We start from the raw sequence: 24,501 nt of genomic DNA, 5'->3' as shown, positions 1-24,501 counted from the left end.
CGTTAGCGCCAATGGCTATATATAAAGGGCGCAAGTTGGCGTTATTCAATAAACGTCATTACGCTTTATCCATTTAGTTAAAAGCCGGTTGCATAACGGTTTCGCGGCATTCGCCGCTCTGGAACTTGGAGACGCTGGAATGTCGCAACCGACGCAAAAGCTGCGCCTTGGCGCACTGATCGCCCTGGTGGTGGGTTCGATGATTGGCGGAGGGATTTTTTCCCTGCCGCAGAACATGGCGGCCCGCGCCGATGCCGGCGCCATCCTGATCGGCTGGGGCATCACGGCGATCGGCATGCTCACCCTGGCCTTCGTGTTCCAGACCCTGGCCAACCGCAAACCGGAACTGGACTCCGGCGTGTATGCCTACGCCAAGGCCGGGTTTGGCGACTACATGGGTTTTTCGTCCGCGTGGGGTTACTGGATCAGTGCCTGGCTGGGCAACGTCGGGTATTTCGTGTTGCTGTTCAGCACCCTCGGCTACTTCTTTCCGGTGTTCGGCCAAGGCAACACGCCGATTGCCATCGGCTGCGCTTCGGTGTTGCTGTGGGCCGTGCATTTTCTGGTCATGCGCGGGATCAAGGAGGCAGCGCTGATCAATCAGCTGACCACGGTGGCCAAGATTATTCCGTTGATCATGTTCGTGGTCATCGCCGCCGTGGCCTTCAAGGCGGACGTGTTTACCCGCGACATCTGGGGCCGCAGCAACCCGAATTTCGGCGGCGTGATGGATCAGGTGCGCAACATGATGCTGGTCACCGTGTTCGTGTTCATCGGTATCGAAGGCGCCAGCGTTTACTCGGCCCGGGCGGAGAAACGCTCGGATGTGGGCCGCGCCACGGTGATCGGTTTTATCGGTGTGCTGGCGCTGCTCGTGCTGGTCAATGTGTTGTCGCTGGGGATCATGAGTCAGCCGGAACTGGCGACCTTGCAGAACCCGTCGCTGGCCGCCGTGCTGGAACACATTGTCGGGCCATGGGGCGCACTGCTGATCAGCGTGGGCCTGGCCATTTCGTTGCTCGGTGCGTTGTTGTCGTGGGCACTGTTGTGCGCGGAGATTCTGTTTGCCACCGCCAAGGACAATACGATGCCGGCGTTCCTGAAGAAGGAAAACGCCAACCATGTGCCGGTCAATGCGTTGTGGCTGACCAACGTGATGATCCAGATTTTCCTGCTGATCACGCTGTTTTCCGCCGGCACTTACACCAGCCTGATTTACCTCGCCTCCTCGATGATTCTGGTGCCGTATCTGTGGTCGGCAGCCTATGCGGTGCTGTTGAGCGGGCGGGGAGAAACCTATGAACATGCCTCCGCCGAACGCACCAAGGATCTGCTGATCGGCGGCATCGCGCTGTGTTACGCGGTGTGGCTGTTGTATGCCGGCGGGGTGAAATACCTGCTGTTGTCGGCGCTGTTGTATGCGCCGGGGGTGATCCTGTTCGCCAAGGCCAAGCATGAGCAGGGCGAGCCGCTGTTCACCACGCTCGAGAAGGGGATTTTCACCTGCGTGATCGCCGGGGCCGGGCTCGCGGCCTACGGGTTGTACAGCGGCGTGTTGTCCCTGTGAGGTTACGGCTCGACTATCAGGGATCCTGTGACTGGCCGGCGATGCTCGGGTTTCTCGCGGCCCGCGCAGTGGTCGGGATGGAGACGGTGGCCGATGGCGTGTATTCGCGCAGCATCGGGTTGAACGGGTTTCACGGCACGGTTTCGGTCCGGCCCGGCGACGGTGATGCGCTGGAGGTGGAGCTGGATTTCCCGGATCCGTCGGCGGTTCCCGAGATTGTTGCGCGTTTGCGACGGATGTTTGATCTGGATGCGGATCTACCCACGATGCAGCGGCATCTGGCGGTAGATCCGCTGCTGGCGCGGCTGATCGCCGAACGGCCGGGGTTGCGGGTGCCGGGGGCGTGGGATGGTCTGGAACTGGCGTTTCGCGCGGTGCTGGGGCAGCAGATCACCGTGGTGGCGGCGATTCGGCTGGCGGGGAAACTGGTGGCGCAGTATGGCGAGCCTTTACGTTCTTCAGTGCCGGGCCTGACCCACGTCTTTCCTCAGGCAAAGGTTTTGGCAAACGCTGATCTGGCGGCGCTGGGCATGCCGAAAAGTCGCGGGCGGACCTTGTCCGGGGTGGCGCAGGCGTCATTGGACGATCCGCTGCTGTTTGCCTCCGGGACGGCGCGGTTGCTGGCGCTGCACGGGATTGGCGACTGGACGGCGCAGTACATTGCCCTGCGCCAGTTGCGGGACATGGACGGGTTTCCGACTGGCGATGTGGGATTGCTGCGGGCGTTGGAGGTGCAGGAAGGGGAACGGATGACGGCGCGGGAGTTGTCTGTTCGGGCAGAGGCCTGGCGGCCGTTTCGGGGGTATGCGGCGCAGGTGTTGTGGACATCCTTGAGTCGCTTTGACTGAATTTTTCGTATCCGTCTTGAAACCGCTGCCCTCACCCCAGCCCTCTCCCGGAGGGAGAGGGAGCCGATTGGGGGATATTTGAGAAGTACACCGACTTGAACGTTATGCACCGAATTCAAAATCGACTCGATCTCTCAGGTCGATGCATGGCGCCAGGCAACTCGGTCGGCTCCCTCTCCCCCCGGGAGAGGGCTGGGGTGAGGGCAGCAGTCTCAAACCATGCACAAACCTTAAATCCACTGCGGACGATGCGACCCCAACTCAGTTGCCGGCAAAACCCACTGCAGAGGCGTCCCGCTAATCTTCAGCGGGGCTTGAAGCCGACGTGCCGGCCCCCAAGGTGTCTGCTCCACCAGCGAGCTTTGATCCTGTGGATTTTCCGGACGCAACGTTTCATCCGTCCCAGCCCCATGCTCAATCAACAACTTCGCCGTCCGTGCCAGCGACAACCGCGCCGATCCACCTCGACCACTGCGTAACCGTTCAGCCAGCAACCGAATCACACTCGCCGCCATCAGATACCCCGTCGCATGATCCAGCGCCTGTACCGGCAGCGGTGTCGGTTTGTCCGCTTGCTTCCAGCGCTGTCCGGCCTCGGCAATCCCGCTGCTCATCTGCACCAGACTGTCGAAACCCCGACGGTTCTGCCACGGGCCGCTCCAGCCGTAGGCGTTGAGGCAGACATCAATCAGCCCCGGCGCCAGTTGCCGGCGACGCTCTATGCCGAAGCCAAGCTGTTCAAGGGCGTCGGCACGATAACCGTGCAGAAGAATGTCGGCATCCTTGAGCAAACCTTCAAACACTGCGCGATCCGCCGGCTTATGCAGATCCAGTCGCGCACAACGTTTGCCGAGGGTCACTTCCGGCACCACGCCGGGTTCATTCCAGGTCGGCGGGTCGATGCGCAGCACATTGGCGCCCAACCCCGCGAGGAAGCGGCTGGCGGTCGGGCCGGCCAGTACGCGGGTCAGATCAAGCACCTTGAGCCCCGCCAATGGCCGCGCCACCGAGCCTTGCCAGGGTTGATGACTTTCTTCTTTCCCGTCACTGAAATGCACCAAGGGTTCGGCATTCACCGCCAACCCTTGCGGATGTTTCTGCCACTGTTCCCAGCTGCGCATCTCAGCCGCACAACCCTTGGCCTCGACCACCGCTTGCTCCAGATCGGCACTGGCCCATTGCGCAACTTTCGCCGCCATCGCCGCGCGGTCGGCACAGGCGCCGAGCACCCTTTCAGCGGCGGTGCGGTGATGCGGGGCGTTGGTGTGCAGGCGGATCCAGCCGTCTCGGGTTGCGTAGTCGCCGGCCACCGGATCCCACAGCGGCGGCACTTCCCAGCCGATCGGTCGCAGCGACGTGGCGAACCAGAACGAGGCGAGGCGGCGGTCGACTTCTACAGTGGGCAAGTCGCCGGTTTGCTGCTGAAGGAGTTCGGCGACAGCTTGCCCGGCAACGGCAATGCTCGCGCAGGCAAGGTCGGTGACGGCAAACGCTGAGGGCAGGGCGCCCTCGGCGGTGAATGGAATCGGCGTGCGGGACAAGCCGAGTGCGGCTTGAATGGACGTGAGCAGATCAGTCATCGAAGGCCCTCCGGAAGAGGGCCTGATCATAGAACAGATGACGAGATCGTTCCCATGCCCTGCGCTCCAGTTCAGGAGCGGGACGCGGAGCGTCCTGGGCTGTATTCCCACGCGGACGGTTCGACGCCTCGACGTGGGAACGATCAGGGAGGGGAGGTCAGACGCGGAACTGATCCATCAATTTCATCTGCTGGCTGGCCAGGGCATTGAGCTGGCTGCTGATCGCCGCCGATTCGGTGGCCTGTTCGGTCAGGGTTTCGGTGACGGTACGGATCGCCGAGACGTTGCGGTTGACCTCTTCGGCCACGGCGCTTTGCTGTTCGGCGGCGCTGGCGATCTGCAGGTTCATGTCGCTGATCACGGTAACCGCGTCGCTGATCTTGCCGAGGGCGTCCACGGCCTGGCGGATCTGCCCGGCGTTGTTGTGAGCCTGGGTCTGGCTCGAGTGCATGGTCGCGACCACGCCACGGGTGCCGGTCTGGATGCGCTCGATCACCACGCGGATTTCTTCGACCGAATCCTGGGTGCGCTTGGCGAGGTTACGGACTTCATCTGCCACCACCGCAAAACCACGACCGCTTTCACCGGCACGGGCCGCTTCGATCGCGGCGTTCAGCGCCAGCAGGTTGGTCTGCTCGGCAATGCTGCGGATCACTTCCAGCACCGAACCGATCTGCTCGCTGTTGACTGCCAGCTCTTCGACTTCGGTCACGGCTTTGCTGACTTCATCGGCCAGTTGGTTGATGTCGCGGGTGCTGCGCTCGATGATCGACATCCCGTCCTTGGCCGACTGATCGGCGCCTTTCGCCGCGTTGGCCGCATTCGACGCGCTGTTCGCCACGTCGTGAGCGGTGGCGCTCATTTCGTTGGAGGCGGTCGCTACCTGATCGATCTCGCGGAACTGCACCTGCATGCCTTCGCTGGTCTGGCGGGCGATTTCCGACGACTGATCGGCGGTGCCACGGGCCTCGGTGATGCTCTGTTTGATCTGGGCGATGGTCGGTTGCAGCTTGTCGAGGAAGCGGTTGAACCAGTTCACCAGTTCGCCCAGTTCATCTTTCTTGGTGTAGTTCAGGCGCTGGGTCAGATCACCTTCACCGCTGGCGATGTTCTTCAGCATTTCGGCGACGCTGTTGATCGGACGGGTCACGCCGGAGGCGGTGAGCCAGATCAGCAGCAGACCGATCAGGCCGGCGATCACGGCCACCGCCAATGCGGTAATCGTGCCGGTTTGCTGCGCGTCGTCGAGCACTGCCTGGAGCTTGACCGAGTCGGCCAGCAGCACTTGTTTCGGCAGGTCGATGACCACGCCCCAGGCCTTGGAGTCGGCAATCGGGTTGACCGGATACACGGCGCGGATCAGGTCGCCCCGCTCGAGAATCTTCGGTGTGCCGGCACTCAGCAGTTGCAGCACGTCCTTGCCCTCGGCGCCGAGGGTGTCGCCGATGCTCTTGCCGACCTTGCCGGCATCCGCGCTGTAGGCACCAAGCACGCCGCTGCCGGAGACGATCAGCATGTGCCCGGCGCTGTTGAACAGGTCACGCTGAGAGTCCACGGCCGCCGCTTGCAGGGCGTCGAGGGCGATGTCGACACCGACCACGCCGATGGCCTTGCCGTCCACCAGCAGGGGCACGGAAATGGTGGTCATGAGCATTTCCTTGCCGCCCACGGTGTCGGCGTAAGGATCAAGCAGGCAGGTACGTTTGTTGTCGCGAGGGCAGGTGTACCAGCTGTTGTAAGGCGTGCCGCTGACGCTGAGGGTGGTCTTGTTCATGTCGTCTTCGACCATGATCGTGTTCAGCGACGGACCCGCAGCACGGCTCCAGTAACTGGCGAAACGTCCCGCCTCGTTGGACTGGCGCGCGGCATCGTTGGCGAATTCGCTGTCCTTGCCGTCCAGTCCGTTGGGTTCGAACGCCAGCCAGATGCCAAGCACCTTGCTGTTGCGCTCGAAGGCGGTTTTCAGGCTCTGGTTCAACTCTTCACGCAGGGCGCCGGCGTCCAGCGAACGCTTGGCGGCCATCACTCGCATGTCCTTGATCTGGTCGGCCAGGGCGGTGATCACCAACAGGCTCTCGCCGAAGGTTTTCTGCACCCGCACCGCTTGCTCGGCAGCCTTGGCCTGCAACAGGTCCTGCACGCTGGCGGTGAGCATCTTGCTGCTGGAAGCACTGACCAGTTCGTCGTTCTGGTTGGTCTGGTAAATGTTGATGCCAACGATCAGCGCGACCACACCGAGCAGGCAGAGGCCGGAGAGCAAGACGATTTTCAGGCGAATGGACAGAGAGTCGAACATGGGACGTTCTCGCGAATGGATGAGCTGTTGGCTAAGAGGCAGGAAGGTGCCCGGTTCGCCAAATCCATTCAGCGCCATTCAATGCTCATCGGCGCGAGGCGGGTACGCATGAGTTGCAAGCCGACGAACGGTCACGGCTAAACGTTTGCGCGAGTAAATGCCCTGAAAACAAGAGAAAAATCAGAAAATCTTCGGCAGCGCTTCCGGTCGCGACCAGATCCACAGGTTGCCCATCGTCATCCCGGCAATCGCCAGATAGATCGGCCAGCCGTGATCGAGCATCACCAGCATCAGCGTGGCGCACAGCAACATGCTGACGGTGGCGCTGACCTTGGCTTTGCGGGCGATGATCTTGCCGTTGCGCCAGTTACTCAGGATCGGCCCGAACAGCCGATGGTTTTCCAGCCAGGCACTCAGGCGCGGCGAACTGCGGGTCGCGGCCCAGGCGGCGAGCAGGATGAACTCGGTGGTCGGCAGGCCGGGCACGACGATGGCGATCAGACCGATGCCGAGGCTGACATAGGCGAGCAGACCGAACAGCAGGCGGGCGAGTCGGGAGGAGGCGGGTTGGGGCATGGGCTCAGCGAGAGGCTAATGTGACAGGGTGGGAATCTTACAGAGTTACGCAATTCCTTGTGGGAGCTGGCTTGCCAGCGATAGCGTCCGGTCAGTCGACAGGGATGTTGTCTGACACGCCGTCATCGCTGGCAAGCCAGCTCCCACAGGTTTTACGGTGTGGCTGGGATCAGGCCGGTTCGGCTTCTGTGGCGTAAGCCTGTTCCAGCAGCACGGTGAAGCGGTTGAACGCATCGATCGCGCCTTGCTCCACTTCCGCTTCTTCTTCAGCACTGAATTGCAGCGAATCGAGGGTACGCACAAAGCTCTTCCAACCTTCGGCGCGACCGCCTTCAGGCTCGCCCAGATGACGGGCGCCAAAGGTTTCGCTCAGGTCCAGCGCGACCGCGCGTTTGATCAGGAACGCAGCGCCGAGCTTGGAACCCTCGGACACGAAAATCCAGCCCAGGGCGCGGGCCTTGCTCGGGTTTTTCACCGTGCCGGCGACTGGCGCAGGCACTTCGGTGTCTAGGTCGGCGAGGTCGGCTTTTGCCGCTTCGGCGCGGCAGCGGGCCGGCAGGTCAGGGACGATGGCGGTCAGTTCGGCATCGTTGTACAGCGACACCAGCTCCGACTGGAACAGGTACTGCGCGGCCACGAAACGGGCGAAATTGGCGCGGGTCTCGAACGGCGCATGGGCCTTGACCAGGGCATCGAGCTTGCTGTGCGGCTCGTGGGTGATCTGGTTCAGGCGTTGCGAACGCAGGGCTTTTTCCGGGGTGCTCATGAGATGTCCTTGAAAAGAAGAGGCGCTTGATAACGAGACGTACGGGCAAGCGCCGGACAGTAAAAAAACCTCACGGCGCGGCCATGCATGCGCGCCGTGAGGTCATCCGGATCAGATATCCCAGACCAGGTTGATCGCGAAGTTGCGACCCGGCTGGGTCAGGCGATCAAGGTTGGCCGGTTGTGTCACCGAGGCTTCGCCGACGCTGTCGTAACCGCGCACGTCATCCCACAGCCAGTATTTCTTGTCGGTCAGGTTGTAGATGCCGCCGCTGACGGTGACGTCGTCGGTGACCTTGTAATAACCGGCCAGATCGAGAATGCCGAAGCCCGGCGACTTGAATTGACTGCTGACACCGTCCGGCGATTTGAAGTTGCTGTCGTCGACGCGATCCTTCTTCTTGACCACGGTCCAGCTCAGCAGGCCGCCGTAGTTGTCCTGGTCATAACCGAGGCCGAACACGCCGGTCAGCGGGTTGACGCTGTTCAAAGGCTCGCCGTTGTCGTTGTTGCGTCCATAGGCGTAGGAGATCGAACCCTGGGTGTACAAGCCTTGCGGCGCGCCGAAGGAATCCAGGTTCAGACGACCTTTGACTTCGGCACCCTTGATGGTGGCGTGCTTGATGTTGCTGGACTGGAACGTCAGCTCGCTGTAGCCCGGGGTGACGGCGTCTTCGTTGATGAAGTCGCGGTACTTGTTATAGAACACCGCCACGTCGAACGAGCCTTGCTCGAAGTTGCCGCGCAGGCCGGTTTCATAGCTTTTGCTCTTTTCCGGTTCCAGGTCCGGGTTCGGCGCCACGTTGTAGCCGGTGGTGCTGTTCTCGAAGCGGCCGTAAAGCGCTTTCGCGGTCGGTGTGCGGAAGCCTTCGGCGTACTGACCGTACCAGGTGTAGTTGTCGGTCAGGGCGTAGGTCAGGCCGAATTTCGGCGAGACTTTATGCCAGGTCTTGTTCTCGTCGCTGACCGTGCCGTTGCCGTCGGCGGCCACGGTGTTGAGGAATTCCTGGGTGATGTGCGGCTTGAGCTGCGTGTAGTCGTAGCGCAGGCCCGGCAGGAAGGTCCAGTTGTTCCAGCTGATCTGATCCTGGGCGAACAGGCTGTAGGTGTTGATGGTCGGGTCCGGGAAGTCGCTGGATTTTTTCAGCACGTCAGCCGCGCTGGTGGCGCCGATGGCGGTGCAGCCGCGACCGACCGCCAGGCATGTGCCGTCGCCGCTGCGCGAGCCGGTAACTTTCTGCTGCTTGATGGTGGTGCCGTAAGTCAGCACGTGATCGGTGGCGCCGAGGCTGAAGGCCTTGTCCAGTTGCGCGTCGAAGACCCACTGTTTTTCTTCGTAGATCGTGTCGCGGGTGCGCAGGACTTTACGGGTGATCGGGTAATAGAACTCGTCGGTGCTCTGGTCGGTCTTGGCGGTCTGGTGGTTGAGGCTCCACTTCACGTTGTCCGCCAGCAGGCTGTCGAGCTCGAAGCTGTGCTCCAGGCCGAAACGCTCGCGGGTGATGGTGTCGTTGCCGGTGCGCCACTGGTACATGCCGCCGGGCAGCACGCTGTTCGGGATCGTCGGGGCGCCGTTGAAGTACGGGCCGCCGTAGGCGCTTTTCTGATCGGTGTCGCGATCGTCCTTGTACTTTTCGTAGGTCAGGCCCAGGCGCGAACCTTCGTTGTAGTTCCAGCCGATCTTGGCCAGCACGTTGGCGGCTTTCACGTCCTCCGGGTTGGCGGCGGTGCGCTCAAGGCCGGTGCCGTTGTTGCTGCCGTAGGAATCGGTTTCATGACCGTCGCGCTGGCTGTAGTGCAACAAGCCGTCGAACTGGTCGGCGCGACCGGCGACGGTGGCGGATTTCAGCCAGCTCTCGTCGGCGGAGCTGTAGCCGGTTTTCAGGCGGGCACCGACGTCTTTGCCGGGCTTGATGATGTCGTCCGGGTCGAGGGTGTAGTAGCTGACCGCGCCGCCGATGGCGTTGCTGCCGTACAGCACCGAGGCCGGGCCACGGAGGATCTCGACGCGTTTGACGATTTCCGGGTCGACGTAATTGCGCTGGGTCTTGGCGTAAGGGCCGTTGAAGAAACCGTCAGGCACTTCGACGCCGTCGACCTGAGTCAGAATCCGGTCGCCGTCGATGCCGCGAATGTTGTAGCCGCTGATCCCGCCACGCTGGCCGGCGCCGCCCACGGATACGCCCGGCTCGTAGCGCACCAGATCCTTGATGGTGTTGACGTTGTTGCGGTCCAGATCCTGACGGGTCTGCACGGTGACGGTGGCCGGCACGCTGTTGATCGACTGTTCCTGACGGGTGGCGCTGATGGTCACCTGATCAAGATTGAGTGCGCCGCTGCTGGCGCGTTTTTCCAGCACGACGTTGTTGTTGCTCAGTTTGCGGAAGCTCAGGTTGGTCCCCACCAACAGACGCTCCAGGGCTTTTTCCGGTGGCAGCGAACCGCGCACGCCCGGCGACGACACGTCTTGACCCAATTCCGCCGGCAAACCGACCTGCCAGCCGGTGACCGCGGTGAACGCATTGAGCGCCGACACCAGCGGCTGTTGGGCAATGGCGAACGAGTAGTCGCCCATGTTGCGCGTCGGCTGTTCGGTGGCGGCCATCAGCGGCGCGGTGCCGGCCATCAGAATGGCGGCGGTCAGCAGCGACAGCACGCGGGAAGGGGAAGAAGTCTGGCGGGTAAGGCGAGAGGACATCGATAGCGCTCCGTGTCGCACGAATCTTTATAGGTGCTGATTGATCTCGCGAGATGCGAATCAATTGCATTGGCTATAACGAGACGAACGAGCTTCGACTATCGAGTAAAAATAATTCTCATTTAGTTCAAGATCACCAGCGCCGGGAATTCCCGAAGCTTGGCCGAGGTGATATGAGCGAGCGAACGCACCACGTCCAGCGGCTGGTCGAGACGGTAATTGCCAGTGACGGCGACGTCGGCCAACTGCTCGTTGGTGTTGATGATGAAGCCCGGGTAGTAGCGGCGCAGTTCGGCCAGCACCTGGTTAAGCGGGCAGTTTTCGAAGATCAGCCGACCCTGCACCCACGCCAGATCGGTGGCGGCGTCGACCTTGGCCGGGCGGTCGAAACCGTTCGGGCCGATGCGGATGCTTTCCCCGGCGGAAAGCCGCACCCGCGCATCGTCACGGGTCGCCCGCAGATCGACATCGCCGCGCTGCACCCGCACCTGCGCCACGCCGTCCAGATAACGCACGGCAAACGCAGTGTCGCGCACGCTGGCCTTCACCGGCCCGGCGTCGATTTCCAGCGGCTGGCTGCGGCTGGCCGGGATCTCGAAAAACGCTTCGCCCTGATACAACCGCGCGACTCGCTGCTGATCGTTGATCGTGCTGGAGAACGCGGAATTGGTGTTGAGCAGGACTTTCGAGCCGTCCTCAAGCTGCAGGCGCTGACGCTCGCCGACTACGGTCAGGTGATCGGCCTGCAGACGCATCGGCAGGTTGCTGAAACTGAACAGCCCGAGCAGCAGCACCGCGGCGGTGGCCAGCGGTTTCCAGTGCGGACGCAGGCGAGTGAGGACGGTAACTTTCTTCGGTTTGGCCGCGAGGTTTTGCGCGCACTGAGCGATCTGCGGGCCGTCCCAGATTGCCTGAGCCTTGGCGAACGCCTCGGCATTCAACGGATCGACCGCCAGCCAGGCATGGAATTGCCGGGTCTGCTCCTCGTCCGGACTGCCGAGCACGATGAGCCAGTCCAGAGCCTGGTCCATTGCGCTGGCGGCGTCCTGCGCCGATGAAGGCGAAGGGGAGCGGTGGGTGTCCGTCACGGTGTTTCCTCGGCAGTGTCTGTGCACGGCTGTTTTTTTAGTGAAGCGTAAAAGTCGGGCAAGGGTAACAAAGCCCGATGATCAGTGCAGTCGATCCTGTCGAATACCGACAAGGCTTGCAGATCAGTCGCCGTTCAGGCGCTCGGCGACACCGATGCAGATGGTCATGATCAGTTTGAGTTCTTTCTGCACCGTGCTGAGGGATACGCTCAGTTCTTCGGCGATTTCCTGATAGCTGTGCCCGTGCAGGCGGCTGAGGATGAAGATTTGCTGTTGGCGGGGGCTGAGTTCACCGAGGCTCACGTTCAGGCGCTCCAGCAATTGTTCGGCGTGGGCGGCGTCTTCGGCGCTGCTGGCGGGGGCGGCGACGCTGTGCACCACGTCCTGCGGCACGTCGTCGACCATGGTCCGCGAATGAATCTTGCGCGCACGCAAATGATCCAGTGCCAGGTTGCGCGCGGTCTGGAAGACAAAGGGTTCAAGGTGATCGATGGCCCGTTCGCTCAGCGCCCGGGTGACGCGCAGGTAAGTTTCCTGCAACAGGTCTTCGGCGGCGCTGTGGTTGTTGACCATCCGTTCCAGCGTCCGCAGCAGCGAGGTGCGCTGGGCGAGGAAGACGTGGTTGAAGTGTGATTGACTCACGGGAAGACCTGATCCATTTCGAGCGAATGATAATGCTTATCATCCGCCCGAGTGGTCAAGTGTTGATTTGTCAAAGGTTGATAAAGCTTTTGCCCGCTCTCGAAGCGATGGCAGCGGTTTTATTCCGCGTTGCACAGCGCCAGGCAGTTATCGAGCATACGGTTGGAGAAGCCCCACTCGTTGTCATACCAGGCCAAGACTTTCAGAAGTTTGCCGCTGGCTTTGGTGTGGTTGGCGTCGAAGATCGACGACAGCGGGTTGTGGTTGAAGTCGCTCGAAACCAGCGGCAGGGTGTTGTAGCCGAGGATCTTCGAATGCTGGCTCGCCGCTTTCATCAGTGCATTGACTTCATCGGCCGAGGCTTCGCGCTTCAACTGCACGGTCAGGTCAACCAGCGACACATTGATCACCGGTACGCGCACGGCCATGCCGGTCAGCTTGCCCGCCAGTTCCGGCAGCACCAGGCCCACGGCTTCGGCAGCGCCGGTCTTGCTCGGGATCATGTTCTGGGTGGCGGAGCGCGCTCGGTACGGGTCGGTGTGATAGACGTCGGTCAGGTTCTGGTCGTTGGTGTAGGCATGAATAGTGGTCATCAGACCGCTTTCGATGCCCAGTTCGCGGTGCAGCACCTGGGCCACCGGGGCCAGGCAGTTGGTGGTGCACGACGCGTTGGAAATGATCTGGTGCGACTGGCGCAGAATGTCGTGGTTCACACCGTAAACGACGGTGGCATCGGCGCCTTTGGCCGGGGCCGAGATAATCACTTTGCGTGCGCCGGCGGTAATATGCGCGGCGGCTTTGGTGCGGTCGGTGAACAGACCGGTGCATTCGAACACCACGTCAATCTTTTCCGCAGCCCATGGCAGGTCGGCCGGGTTGCGGATGGCGCTGACCGAAATGCGGTCGCCGTTGACGGTCAGGCTCTCGTTGTCATGAGCCACTTCGGCGTCGAATGTGCCATGAACAGTGTCGTACTTGAGCAGATGCGCATTGATCGCGCTGTCGCCCAGATCGTTGATGGCGACGATCTGCAAATCCTGACGATAGCCTTGGGTATACAGTGCGCGCAGGACATTACGGCCGATGCGGCCAAAACCATTGATTGCGATTCGAAGAGTCATTGAACAGCGCCGCCGTCGTTTTGTTGTTGGAATTACAAGATTATTCGCATAAAAATAGAAAACAAGCCTTTTTAGTGGCAATATTTTGTTTTATCTACAACGAGTGACCTGAATCAACTGGTCCGAATGATCAAGAAAACCGTTCGTCATCCCACGCGAACGGGCTTTTGATCAGCATAGACAATCAGGTCGCCACATCCGTTAGCCTGGAGTTCTACACATGCATCCCCGCGTTCTTGAGGTCACTGAACGGCTTATCGCCCGCAGCCGCGCCACGCGTCAGGCTTACCTTGCGCTGATTCGCGGCGCTGCAACTGACGGGCCGATGCGCGGCAAACTGCAATGCGCCAACTTCGCCCATGGCGTGGCCGGGTGTGGCAGCGAAGACAAGCACAGCCTGCGGATGATGAACTCGGCGAACATCGCAATTGTTTCGTCATATAACGACATGCTCTCGGCGCACCAGCCTTACGAAGTCTTCCCGGAACAAATCAAGAACGCCCTGCGCGAAATCGGCTCGGTCGGCCAGTTCGCCGGCGGCACGCCTGCCATGTGCGACGGCGTGACCCAGGGCGAGCCGGGCATGGAGCTGAGCCTGCCGAGCCGCGAAGTGATCGCGATGTCGACGGCGGTGGCGCTGTCCCACAACATGTTCGACGGCGCGCTGATGCTCGGCATCTGCGACAAGATCGTGCCAGGCCTGATGATGGGCTCCCTGCGTTTCGGTCACCTGCCGACGATTTTCGTCCCGGGCGGGCCGATGGTCTCGGGAATTTCCAACAAGGAAAAAGCCGACGTGCGGCAGAAGTACGCCGAAGGCAAGGCGACCCGTGAAGAGCTGCTGGAATCGGAAATGAAGTCCTACCACAGCCCCGGCACCTGCACCTTCTACGGCACCGCCAACACCAACCAGTTACTGATGGAAGTGATGGGCCTGCACCTGCCGGGCGCATCGTTCGTCAACCCGAACACGCCGCTGCGTGAGGCCCTGACCCGCGAAGCCGCGCATCAGGTCACCCGCCTGACCAAACAGAACGGCAACTTCATGCCGATCGGCGAAATTGTCGACGAGAAGGCGCTGGTCAACTCGATCGTCGCGCTGCACGCCACCGGCGGTTCGACCAACCACACCCTGCACATGCCGGCCATCGCCATGGCGGCGGGCATTCAACTGACCTGGCAGGACATGGCCGACCTCTCCGAAGTCGTGCCGACCCTGAGCCACGTCTATCCGAACGGCAAGGCCGACATCAACCACTTCCAGGCGGCGGGCGGCATGTCGTTCCTGATTCGCGAACTGCTCGAAGCCGGCCTGCTGCACGAAGACGTCAACACCGTGCTCGGCCACGGCCTGAGTCAGTACACCAAGGAACCGTTCCTCGATAACGGCAAGCTGGTGTGGCGCGAAGGCCCGACCGACAGCCTCGACGAAAACATCCTGCGCCCGGTGGCCCGTGCGTTCTCGGCAGAGGGCGGCTTGCGCGTGATGGAAGGCAACCTCGGTCGTGGCGTGATGAAAGTGTCCGCCGTGGCGCTGGAAAACCAGATCGTCGAAGCACCGGCCATGGTGTTCCAGGATCAGCAGGATCTGGCCGACGCTTTCAAGGCCGGTCTGCTGGAGAAGGATTTTGTCGCGGTGATGCGCTTCCAGGGCCCGCGCTCCAACGGCATGCCTGAGCTGCACAAGATGACGCCGTTCCTCGGCGTGCTGCAGGATCGCGGCTTCAAGGTTGCACTGGTGACGGACGGGCGCATGTCCGGCGCGTCGGGGAAAATCCCGGCGGCGATTCACGTCAGCCCCGAAGCTTATGTCGGCGGCGCTTTGGCGCGGGTGCAAGAGGGCGATATCATCCGCGTCGATGGCGTCAAAGGCACTTTGGAACTCAAGGTGGACGCCGCCGAATTCGCAGCGCGCGAACCCGCCAAAGGCCTGTTGGGCAACAACATCGGCAGCGGTCGCGAACTGTTTGGCTTCATGCGTTTGGCCTTCAGCTCGGCGGAGCAGGGCGCCAGCGCCTTCACTTCTGCCCTGGAGACGCTTAATTGAAACTGGCTTTGGTCGGTGACATCGGAGGCACCAACGCGCGGTTCGCGTTGTGGAAAGATCAGCAGCTCGAATCGGTTCAGGTGCTGGCCACGGCCGACCATGCCAGCCCGGAAGAGGCGATCAGCCTCTACCTCAGCGGGCTCGGTCTGGCGCCGGGCGCTATCGGCTCGGTGTGCCTGTCGGTGGCGGGGCCGGTGAGCGGCGATGAGTTCAAGTTCACCAACAACCACTGGCGCCTGAGTCGCAAGGCGTTCTGCCAGACCTTGCAGGTCGATCAGTTGTTGCTGATCAACGATTTCTCGGCGATGGCGCTGGGCATGACCCGTTTGCAGCCCGGCGAGTTCCGCGTGGTTTGCGAAGGCACGCCGGAGCCGTTGCGTCCGGCAGTGGTGATCGGTCCGGGCACTGGCCTGGGCGTCGGCACGTTGCTCGATCTCGGTGAAGGTCGATTTGCCGCGTTGCCGGGAGAGGGCGGTCACGTCGATCTGCCGCTGAGCAGTCTGCGTGAAACCCAGCTCTGGCAGCACATCCACAACGAAATCGGCCACGTCAGCGCGGAAACCGCGTTGAGCGGCGGCGGCTTGCCTCGGGTGTACCGGGCGATCTGCGCGGTGGATGGTCATGAACCGAAACTCGATACGCCGGAGGCCATCACTGCGGCGGGACTTGCAGGCGACCCGATTGCCCTGGAAGTACTGGAGCAATTCTGCTGCTGGCTCGGTCGCGTGGCCGGCAATAACGTGCTGACCACCGGCGGCCGTGGTGGGGTGTACATCGTGGGTGGCGTGATTCCGCGCTTTGCCGACTTCTTCCTCGAAAGCGGTTTCGCCCGCAGCTTCGCCGACAAGGGCTGCATGAGCGATTACTTCAAGGGGATTCCGGTGTGGCTGGTGACGGCGCCGTATTCCGGGCTCGTCGGTGCAGGAGTGGCGCTCGAACAATCCGGTAAATGATCATTCCCACGCCGAGCGTGGGAACCCTCGACACATCAGGCATAATCCGCCCAATTCCAACAACAAGGATGCCTTCGAAGTGAGCTCAGTCAACAAGTCGATTTTGTTGGTCGATGACGACCAGGAGATACGCGAGTTGCTGGAAACCTACCTGACCCGCGCGGGTTTTCAGGTTCGGGCCACGGCGGATGGCTCCGGTTTTCGTCAGGCGTTGAACGAAGCGCCGAGCGATCTGGTGATCCTCGATGTGATGCTGCCCGATGAAGACGGCTTCAGCCTGTGCCGCTGGGTGCGCCAGCATCCGCGTCAGGCCCAGGTGCCGATCATCATGCTTACCGCCAGTTCCGACGAAGCCGATCGTGTCATCGGTCTGGAGCTAGGCGCCGACGACTACCTCGGCAAACCTTTCAGCCCCCGCGAACTGCAAGCCCGGATCAAGGCCCTGCTGCGTCGCGCCCAATTCGGTCAGGAACGCGGCGGCAGTGAAGTGCTGGCGTTCGATGAGTGGCGACTGGACATGGTCAGCCATCGGCTGTTCCACACCGACGGCGAGGAAGTGATTCTTTCCGGCGCCGACTTCGCCCTGCTGAAACTGTTCCTCGATCACCCTCAGCAAATCCTCGACCGCGACACCATCGGCAACGCCACCCGTGGCCGCGACCTGATGCCCCTCGATCGCATCGTCGACATGGCCGTCAGCCGTTTGCGCCAGCGTCTGCGCGACACCGAAAAACCGCCACGGCTGATCCGCACCGTGCGTGGCAGCGGCTACCAGCTGGCAGCCAATGTGGTTGCCGGCAATGGTCACTGAGTTCCTGCGCACCACCGCGCGCAAAGTGCCGATGCCGCGTTCGTTGCTCGGCCGGATGTTGCTGCTGACGTTGCTCGCGGTGTTGTTCGCCCAGACCCTGTCCAGCGTGATCTGGGTGTCCCAATTGCGCGCGACCCAGCTCGAAGGCCTGGTCACCAGCGCTCGCAGCCTCGCCCATTCGATGACCGCCAGTGTCAGTTACTTCCGCTCGTTGCCGGTGGCCTATCGGCCGCTGGTGCTCGATCAGTTGCGCAGTATGGGCGGCACGCGTTTTGTGGTGACGCTGAACGACAAGCCGCTGGGCATGGAAGTACTGCCGGTGACACCGCGCAAGGCAGCGGTGTTGAAAGCGGTGGATGAAGTGCTGCGTCAGTCGCTGGGCCAGGACACCGACATTCTGGTGACCTTCGTCAGCCCTGATGACCTGCGGATCTTCAACGCCGGGTTGAAACTCGATGAGTTGCCACGTTCGTGGGCGCATTACGCGTTGACGCTGGAACCGGTGAATCCGCCGGTGCTGGTGACCCAGATTCAGTTGGCGCCGGGTGAATGGCTGTACATCGCCTCACTGCTGCCCGAACCCTACACCAGTCTTGAAGAACAGGGCCTGCCGACTCAGCAGGTGTGGTTCATCGTCTTCACCAGCGGTTTCCTGTTGTTGTTCATCGGCCTGCTGGTGCACTGGCAGAGCCGGCCGCTCAAGCGTCTGGCACGGGCCGCGCGGGATTTGTCGCTGGGCGCCGACGTCGAGCCGGTGGCCGAGGGCGGCGGCAGTGAAGTGGTCGAAGTGGGCCGCGCCTTCAACACCATGCGCGAGCGCATCAGCCGTTACCTGACCGAGCGCAGCCAGTTGTTCAGCGCGATTTCCCATGACCTGCGCACGCCGATCACCCGCTTGCGACTGCGGGTCGAACTGCTGGAAGACGAAACACTGCAAACCAAGTTCGGCCGCGATCTGGATGAATTGGAGCTGCTGGTCAAAGGCGCGCTGCAATGCGTGAAGGACACCGACATCCACGAAAACATCGAGCCGGTGGACCTGAACCATGTGCTCGACTGTCTGGTGGAGCCGTATCTGGCACCCAACGGCAATGGCCGCGTGACCCAACAGGGGCGGGCGCTGGCGGCGTATCCGGGCAAGCCGTTGGCGCTCAAGCGCTGCATCGGCAACCTGATCGACAACGCGTTGAAGTACGGCCAGAACGCGCACTTGCACATCGATGACGACGAAAGCGCATTTGTACTGCATGTCGACGACGAAGGCCCGGGCGTGCCGGAGCAGCGGTTGGAGCAGGTGTTCGAGCCGCACTTCCGGTTGGCGGGGCAGCAGCAGGGTTACGGTCTCGGTTTGGGGATCGCCCGCAACATTGCCCATAGCCATGGCGGTGAGGTGACGTTGCAGAATCTGCGTGAGGGTGGATTGCGCGTGACCCTGCAATTGCCGCGTTCGGCGGATTAAGTCAAAAGCTTGCCCTCACCCTAACCCTCTCCCGGAGGGAGAGGGGACCGATCGGGGGATGCTTTAAAGATGCATCGACTTGATCCTGCTTTACCGAATCCATAATCGACTCGGTTTTTCAGGTCGATGTATGACGCCAGACACCTCGGTCAGCTCCCTCTCCCTCCGGGAGAGGGCTGGGGTGAGGGTTGCTCTTTTGTCACCGATCGGTGACAAAACCCGCCCCCTTCGTTACAAGCCCCTCCCGGCTCGTTGTTTAGACTGCCCGCAGTCATAACAACAAAAAAGGCCACCCATGGATCACTTCAATCCGGGCTTCAGCAGTTGGCTGAACGCCCCTGCCCACCAGCAATGGCTCGCCGATGAAGGCCTGCGCCTGCTGGCGTTTGCCAAGGCTTCACGGTTGCCCGAAGGCTTCGGCAATCTCGATGAGCGCGGCCAGCTTCAGGCCGGCGCGCAAGCCGAAACCATGAATACCGCGCGCATGACCCACAGCTTCGCCATGGCCCACATTCAGGGCCTGCCGGGATTCGCCGAGCTGATCGATCACGGCATCGCGGCCCTGCGCGGCCCGTTGCGTGATGCGCTGCACGGCGGTTGGTTCGCTGTCGCCGAGCACCGTGACGGCAACACCGGCAAGAACGCTTATCTGCATGCTTTCGTCGCGCTGGCGGCCAGTTCCGCGGTGGTCGCGCAACGCCCCGGTGCGCAGGCATTGCTGGATGACGCCGTCGACATCATCGACACCTATTTCTGGAGCGAAGAAGAGGGCGCCATGCGCGAATTCTTCAATCGCGACTGGCGCGAAGAAGAAGCCTACCGCGGTGCCAACAGCAACATGCACGCCACCGAAGCCTTCCTTGCGCTGGCCGATGTCACCGAAGACCCGCGCTGGCTGGTGCGTGCGCAACGCATCGTCGAGCGGGTGATTCACGGTCACGCTGCCGCCAACGATTACCTGGTGATCGAGCATTTCGACCGCGACTGGCAGCCGCTGCGTGAATACAACCATGACAATCCCGCCGACGGTTTCCGTCCCTACGGCACCACGCCGGGCCACGGTTTCGAGTGGGCGCGGCTGTTGCTGCACCTCGAAGCCGCGCGGGTTCAGGCCGGCATGCTCACGCCCGGCTGGCTGGCCACTGACGCGCAAAAGCTGTTCGAGAACAACTGCCGTCATGGCTGGGACGTCGATGGCGCGCCAGGCATCGTCTACACCCTCGACTGGAACAACAAAGCGGTGGTGCGTCATCGCCTGCACTGGACTCACGCCGAAGCCAGCGCTGCCGCCAGTGCCTTGCTCAAACGCACCGGCGATGCGCAGTACGAAACCTGGTATCGCCTGTTCTGGGAATTTTGCGAAACGCATTTCATCGACCGCTGCGACGGCAGCTGGCACCACGAACTCGATCCGCAGAACCGCCCAAGTGCCGATATCTGGGCGGGCAAACCGGATCTGTACCACGCCTGGCAGGCCGTGCTGATTCCGCGTCTGCCGCTGGCGCCGAGCATGGCCAGTGCTCTGGCACAGCTTTCCCGAAGCGTTCCTGTGTAACCATGTGGTGACATTCGCGCGTCCCTTCGTTACCTGCGAGGGGAAACGCTCTGTTTAAACTCGTGTGCAGCGCAAGCACCAGACTTGCATGCATAACAACAAGAAAGGTACATCTCAGATGAATGCGATTTCTCGCCTCGCTACTGTCATTTCTGTCGCCTCCCTGTTCCCGCTCGCTGTGCTGCCCCTGAGTGTTTCCGCTGCCGAATCCAAAGGTTCGGTGGAAGTCGTGCATTGGTGGACGTCCGGTGGCGAAAAAGCTGCCGTCGATGTGCTCAAGGCACAAGTCGAGAAAGACGGTTTCACCTGGAAAGACGGCGCTGTCGCCGGTGGTGGCGGTGCGACTGCCATGACCGTGCTGAAAAGCCGTGCGGTAGCCGGCAACCCGCCGGGCGTTGCCCAGATCAAAGGCCCGGACATCCAGGAATGGGCGTCGACCGGTCTGCTCGACACTGACGTCCTGAAAGACGTTTCCAAGTCCGAGAAGTGGGACAGCCTGCTCGACAAGAAAGTCTCCGACACCGTGAAGTTCGAAGGTGATTACGTGGCCGTACCGGTGAACATTCACCGCGTGAACTGGCTGTGGATCAACCCGGAAGTCTTCAAGAAAGCCGGTATCGAAAAAGCCCCGACCACCCTCGAAGAATTCTACGCCGCCGGCGACAAGCTGAAAGCGGCGGGCTTCATCCCGCTGGCTCACGGCGGCCAGCCATGGCAGGACAGCACCGTGTTCGAAGCGGTCGTGCTGTCGGTGATGGGCGTTGATGGTTACAAGAAAGCCCTGGTCGACCTGGACAACGCTGCCCTGACCGGCCCGGAAATGGTCAAGGCCCTGACCGAGCTGAAGAAAGTCGCGACCTACATGGACCAGGACGGCAAAGGCCAGGACTGGAACCTGGAAGCGGCCAAGGTCATCAACGGCAAGGCCGGCATGCAGATCATGGGTGACTGGGCCAAGTCCGAATGGACCGCCGCCAAGAAAGTCGCCGGCAAGGACTACGAGTGCGTAGCGTTCCCGGGCACCGACAAGGCGTTCACCTACAACATCGACTCGCTGGCCGTGTTCAAGCAGAAGGACGCGGGCACCGCGGCCGGTCAGCAGGACATCGCCAAAGTCGTGCTGGGTGAAAACTTCCAGAAAGTCTTCAGCATCAACAAGGGCTCGATCCCGGTGCGTAACGACATGCTCGCCGACATGGGCAAGTACGGTTTCGACTCCTGCGCCCAGACCGCTGCCAAGGACTTCCTGGCAGACGCCAAGAACGGCGGCCTGCAACCGAGCATGGCGCACAACATGGCGACCACGCTGGCCGTGCAGGGTGCGTTCTTTGATGTCGTGACCAACTACATCAACGACCCGAAAGCCGACCCGGCCGACGCTGCCAAAAAACTCGGCACTGCCATCAAGGCTGCCAAGTAAGCGGTAGCGACGAGCTGCGAGCTACAAGCTGCGAGACAAGAGCGCTGCTCTGCTGGTCTTGCAGCTCTCAACTCGTAGCTGCTCTTCTCTTTTTTTATTGGATCTTCCCATGAGTTCTGTTGCTGTGTTCAGCAAGGCCTCGCCGTTCGACGCATTGCAGCGCTGGCTACCGAAACTGGTGCTGGCGCCGAGCATGTTCATCGTTCTGGTGGGCTTCTATGGCTATATCCTCTGGACGTTTGTCCTGTCGTTCACCACGTCGACCTTCCTGCCGAACTACAAGTGGGCAGGCCTGGCGCAATACGAGCGTCTGTTCGACAACGACCGTTGGTGGGTGGCGAGCAAGAACCTGGCCGTGTTCGGCGGCATGTTCATCGGCATCACCCTCGTAATCGGCGTGACACTGGCGATTTTCCTCGACCAGAAAATCCGTCGCGAAGGCTTTATCCGCACCATTTACCTGTACCCGATGGCGCTCTCGATGATCGTCACCGGTACTGCGTGGAAATGGCTGCTCAACCCGGGCATGGGCCTGGACAAATTGCTGCGGGACTGGGGCTGGGAAGGCTTCCGTCTCGACTGGCTGATCGACCCGGATCGCGTGGTGTATTGCCTGGTGATCGCGGCGGTCTGGCAGGCTTCGGGCTTCATCATGGCGATGTTCCTCGCCGGTCTGCGTGGCGTCGATCAATCGATCATTCGTGCCGCCCAGATCGACGGCGCGAGCATGCCGCGCATCTACTGGAAGGTTGTGCTGCCAAGCCTGCGTCCGGTGTTCTTCAGTGCGGTGATGATCCTGGCGCACATCGCGATCAAGAGCTTCGACCTGGTGGCGGCCATGACGGCCGGCGGCCCGGGTTATTCCTCCGATTTGCCGGCGATGTTCATGTACTCGTTCACCTTCAGCCGTGGACAGATGGGCATGGGCTCGGCCAGTGCAATCCTGATGCTCGGTGCGATCCTCGCGATCATCGTGCCTTACCTGTACTCCGAGCTGAGGACCAAGCGTCATGACTAGTCTCGCCTCCAAACCGGCCATCAGCCTGAGTCGCATCGCGATCTACGCGGTGCTGATCCTTGCGGTCCTGCTGTATCTGGTACCGCTGGTGGTCATGCTGCTGACCAGCTTCAAGACCCCGGAAGACATCTCCACCGGCAACCTGCTGAGCTGGCCGACCGTGGTCAGCGGCATCGGCTGGGTGAAAGCCTGGGCCACCGTTGACGGCTACTTCTGGAACTCGATCAAGATCACCGTTCCGGCCGTGATCATCTCCACCGCCATCGGTGCGTTGAACGGTTATGTGCTGTCGTTCTGGCGCTTCCGCGGTTCGCAGCTGTTCTTCGGCCTGCTGTTGTTCGGCTGCTTCCTGCCGTTCCAGACCGTGCTGCTGCCGGCGTCGTTCACCCTCGGCAAGATGGGCCTGGCGAGCACCACTACCGGCCTGGTGTTCATCCATGTGGTCTACGGTCTGGCGTTCACCACGCTGTTCTTCCGTAACTACTACGTGAGCATTCCGGATGCGCTGATCAAGGCCGCGCGTCTCGATGGCGCGGGGTTCTTCACGATCTTCCGCCAGATCATCCTGCCGATGTCCACTCCGATCATCATGGTCTGCCTGATCTGGCAGTTCACCCAGATCTGGAACGACTTCCTGTTCGGCGTGGTGTTCTCCAGCGGTGATTCGCAACCGATCACGGTGGCGCTGAACAACCTGGTCAACACCAGCACCGGGGCCAAGGAATACAACGTGGATATGGCGGCGGCGATGATCGCCGGGCTGCCGACCCTGCTGGTCTATGTGGTCGCAGGCAAGTATTTCGTGCGCGGGCTGACGGCCGGCGCAGTCAAGGGGTAATCATGGCTACGCTCGAACTTCGCAATGTAAACAAGACCTACGGTACCGGCCTGCCGGACACCCTGAAGAACATCGAACTGTCGATCAAGGACGGTGAGTTCCTGATCCTCGTCGGGCCCTCGGGCTGCGGCAAGTCGACCCTGATGAACTGCATCGCCGGCCTGGAAACCATCACCGGCGGCGCGATCATGATCGGTGACCAGGATGTCAGCGGCATGAGCCCGAAAGATCGCGACATCGCCATGGTGTTCCAGTCCTACGCGCTGTATCCGACCATGAGCGTGCGCGAGAACATCGAGTTCGGTCTGAAGATCCGCAAGATGAGCCAGTCGGCGATCGACGAAGAAGTTGCCCGCGTGGCCAAGCTGCTGCAGATCGAGCACCTGCTCAATCGCAAGCCGGGTCAGCTCTCCGGCGGCCAGCAACAGCGCGTGGCGATGGGCCGTGCCCTGGCGCGTCGGCCGAAGATCTATCTGTTCGACGAACCGCTGTCCAACCTCGACGCCAAGCTGCGTGTCGAGATGCGCACCGAAATGAAACTGATGCACCAGCGCCTGAAAACCACCACGGTCTACGTGACCCACGACCAGATCGAGGCGATGACCCTGGGCGACAAAGTGGCGGTGATGAAGGACGGGATCATCCAGCAGTTCGGTACGCCGAAAGAGATCTACAACGACCCGGCCAACCTGTTCGTCGCGAGCTTCATCGGTTCGCCGCCGATGAACTTCATCCCGCTGCGTCTGCAACGCAAGGACGGCCGTCTGGTGGCGCTGCTCGACAGCGGCCAGGCCCGTTGCGAATTGCCGATGGCAATGCAGGACGCCGGTCTTGAAGACCGTGAAGTGATCCTCGGCCTGCGCCCGGAGCAGATTGCTCTGGCCTACGGCGAGGGCAATGGCCTGCCGAGCATCAAGGCTGAAGTGCAGGTCACCGAGCCGACCGGTCCGGACACCCTGGTGTTCGTCAACCTCAACGACACCAAGGTCTGCTGCCGTCTGGCGCCGGACGTGGCGCCGCAGGTGGGCGAAACCCTGACCCTGCAATTCGATCCGTCGAAAGTGCTGCTGTTCGACGCCAAATCCGGTGAGCGCCTGGGGGGTGCAGGCCTGCCGAAAACCGAATCGCACAGCGCCAACGTGGCCCAGTTCAAGGGTCGCTGATCAACCAATGCGGGAGCGGGTTCGCCCGTTCCTGCAGGGAGCACGCGGTGCGTGGC

Annotated in this window: 19 protein-coding genes; 11 read left to right on the top strand and 8 right to left on the bottom strand. The window is 61.7% G+C overall.

Translation table 11 applies throughout. The features are described 5' to 3' along the window. The first annotated feature begins 139 nt into the window (after positions 1-139). Together arcD and GQX66_RS06185 are read left to right on the top strand one after the other, a co-directional pair. Positions 140-1,567: an arginine-ornithine antiporter gene (gene arcD, locus GQX66_RS06190; RefSeq protein WP_007951183.1), complete on the top strand. Its 1,428-nt coding sequence runs from the start codon at positions 140-142 to the stop codon at positions 1,565-1,567. After that, a complete protein-coding gene (locus GQX66_RS06185; protein WP_240867543.1) occupies positions 1,564-2,415 on the top strand; it encodes a DNA-3-methyladenine glycosylase in 852 nt (283 codons plus the stop codon). The genes arcD and GQX66_RS06185 overlap by 4 nt, the downstream gene beginning before the upstream one ends. Before the next feature lie 230 nt (positions 2,416-2,645). On the opposite strand, the gene GQX66_RS06180 is transcribed toward GQX66_RS06185, so the two are convergent. The 8 genes from GQX66_RS06180 to gap form a co-directional block, all read right to left on the bottom strand. Then, entirely contained in the window at positions 2,646-3,995 is a 1,350-nt protein-coding gene (locus tag GQX66_RS06180) for a CoA transferase (protein WP_085745192.1), read from the bottom strand. A 157-nt stretch (positions 3,996-4,152) separates the two neighbouring features. Further along, complete coding sequence (locus GQX66_RS06175) at positions 4,153-6,291, bottom strand: methyl-accepting chemotaxis protein (protein ID WP_085745425.1); 2,139 nt, start codon at positions 6,289-6,291, stop codon at positions 4,153-4,155. Positions 6,292-6,471: 180 nt separating this feature from the next. Beyond that, positions 6,472-6,867, bottom strand: coding sequence for a YbaN family protein (locus GQX66_RS06170; RefSeq protein WP_085745191.1), 396 nt, complete (start codon positions 6,865-6,867; stop codon positions 6,472-6,474). 169 nt (positions 6,868-7,036) lie between these two features. Beyond that, positions 7,037-7,633 (bottom strand): biliverdin-producing heme oxygenase, encoded by a 597-nt coding sequence (locus GQX66_RS06165; RefSeq protein ID WP_085745190.1) that lies wholly within the window; start codon positions 7,631-7,633, stop codon positions 7,037-7,039. A gap of 111 nt (positions 7,634-7,744) precedes the next feature. After that, positions 7,745-10,330 (bottom strand): TonB-dependent receptor, encoded by a 2,586-nt coding sequence (locus GQX66_RS06160; protein WP_129973132.1) that lies wholly within the window; start codon positions 10,328-10,330, stop codon positions 7,745-7,747. Positions 10,331-10,452: 122 nt separating this feature from the next. Beyond that, positions 10,453-11,418 carry a FecR domain-containing protein gene (locus tag GQX66_RS06155; RefSeq protein ID WP_240867540.1) on the bottom strand — a complete coding sequence of 322 codons (966 nt, stop codon included), beginning with the start codon at positions 11,416-11,418 and terminating at the stop codon, positions 10,453-10,455. Between the two features lie 123 nt (positions 11,419-11,541). Beyond that, entirely contained in the window at positions 11,542-12,060 is a 519-nt protein-coding gene (locus tag GQX66_RS06150) for a sigma-70 family RNA polymerase sigma factor (RefSeq protein WP_240867537.1), read from the bottom strand. A gap of 119 nt (positions 12,061-12,179) precedes the next feature. Further along, on the bottom strand, positions 12,180-13,181 hold the full coding sequence (gene gap / locus GQX66_RS06145) for a type I glyceraldehyde-3-phosphate dehydrogenase (protein WP_240867529.1): 1,002 nt from the start codon (positions 13,179-13,181) through the stop codon (positions 12,180-12,182). Positions 13,182-13,401: 220 nt separating this feature from the next. On the opposite strand from gap, the gene edd reads away from it, so the two are divergent. The 9 genes from edd to ugpC all read left to right on the top strand — a co-directional run bounded on the left by edd (position 13,402) and on the right by ugpC (position 24,445). Then, a complete protein-coding gene (gene edd, locus GQX66_RS06140) occupies positions 13,402-15,228 on the top strand; it encodes a phosphogluconate dehydratase (RefSeq protein WP_085745187.1) in 1,827 nt (608 codons plus the stop codon). After that, complete coding sequence (locus GQX66_RS06135; protein ID WP_085745186.1) at positions 15,225-16,181, top strand: glucokinase; 957 nt, start codon at positions 15,225-15,227, stop codon at positions 16,179-16,181. Before edd ends, GQX66_RS06135 begins: the two co-directional genes overlap by 4 nt. Positions 16,182-16,260: 79 nt before the next feature. Beyond that, positions 16,261-16,992 (top strand): response regulator transcription factor, encoded by a 732-nt coding sequence (locus GQX66_RS06130; RefSeq protein WP_240867516.1) that lies wholly within the window; start codon positions 16,261-16,263, stop codon positions 16,990-16,992. Positions 16,993-17,023: 31 nt separating this feature from the next. Next, positions 17,024-18,451, top strand: a complete 1,428-nt coding sequence (locus GQX66_RS06125) for an ATP-binding protein (RefSeq protein WP_162803872.1) — start codon at positions 17,024-17,026, stop codon at positions 18,449-18,451. Between the two features lie 295 nt (positions 18,452-18,746). After that, positions 18,747-20,006 carry an AGE family epimerase/isomerase gene (locus GQX66_RS06120; protein ID WP_102717275.1) on the top strand — a complete coding sequence of 420 codons (1,260 nt, stop codon included), beginning with the start codon at positions 18,747-18,749 and terminating at the stop codon, positions 20,004-20,006. 118 nt (positions 20,007-20,124) lie between these two features. Then, the gene (locus GQX66_RS06115) at positions 20,125-21,426 is read left to right on the top strand and encodes an ABC transporter substrate-binding protein (protein ID WP_007951167.1); all 1,302 of its coding nucleotides are present in this window, start codon (positions 20,125-20,127) and stop codon (positions 21,424-21,426) included. A 109-nt stretch (positions 21,427-21,535) separates the two neighbouring features. Continuing rightward, positions 21,536-22,444, top strand: a complete 909-nt coding sequence (locus GQX66_RS06110) for a sugar ABC transporter permease (RefSeq protein WP_007951166.1) — start codon at positions 21,536-21,538, stop codon at positions 22,442-22,444. Next, positions 22,437-23,282, top strand: coding sequence for a carbohydrate ABC transporter permease (locus GQX66_RS06105; protein ID WP_007951164.1), 846 nt, complete (start codon positions 22,437-22,439; stop codon positions 23,280-23,282). The genes GQX66_RS06110 and GQX66_RS06105 overlap by 8 nt, the downstream gene beginning before the upstream one ends. Positions 23,283-23,284: 2 nt before the next feature. Then, positions 23,285-24,445 (top strand): sn-glycerol-3-phosphate ABC transporter ATP-binding protein UgpC, encoded by a 1,161-nt coding sequence (gene ugpC / locus GQX66_RS06100; RefSeq protein WP_085745183.1) that lies wholly within the window; start codon positions 23,285-23,287, stop codon positions 24,443-24,445. Positions 24,446-24,501 lie beyond the last annotated feature (56 nt).

Origin of the sequence: Pseudomonas sp. B707, from assembly GCF_022496685.1 — a bacterium.
GTDB lineage: Bacteria > Pseudomonadota > Gammaproteobacteria > Pseudomonadales > Pseudomonadaceae > Aquipseudomonas > Aquipseudomonas paraglycinae.
This window is presented reverse-complemented; position numbering and strand designations above follow the sequence as displayed.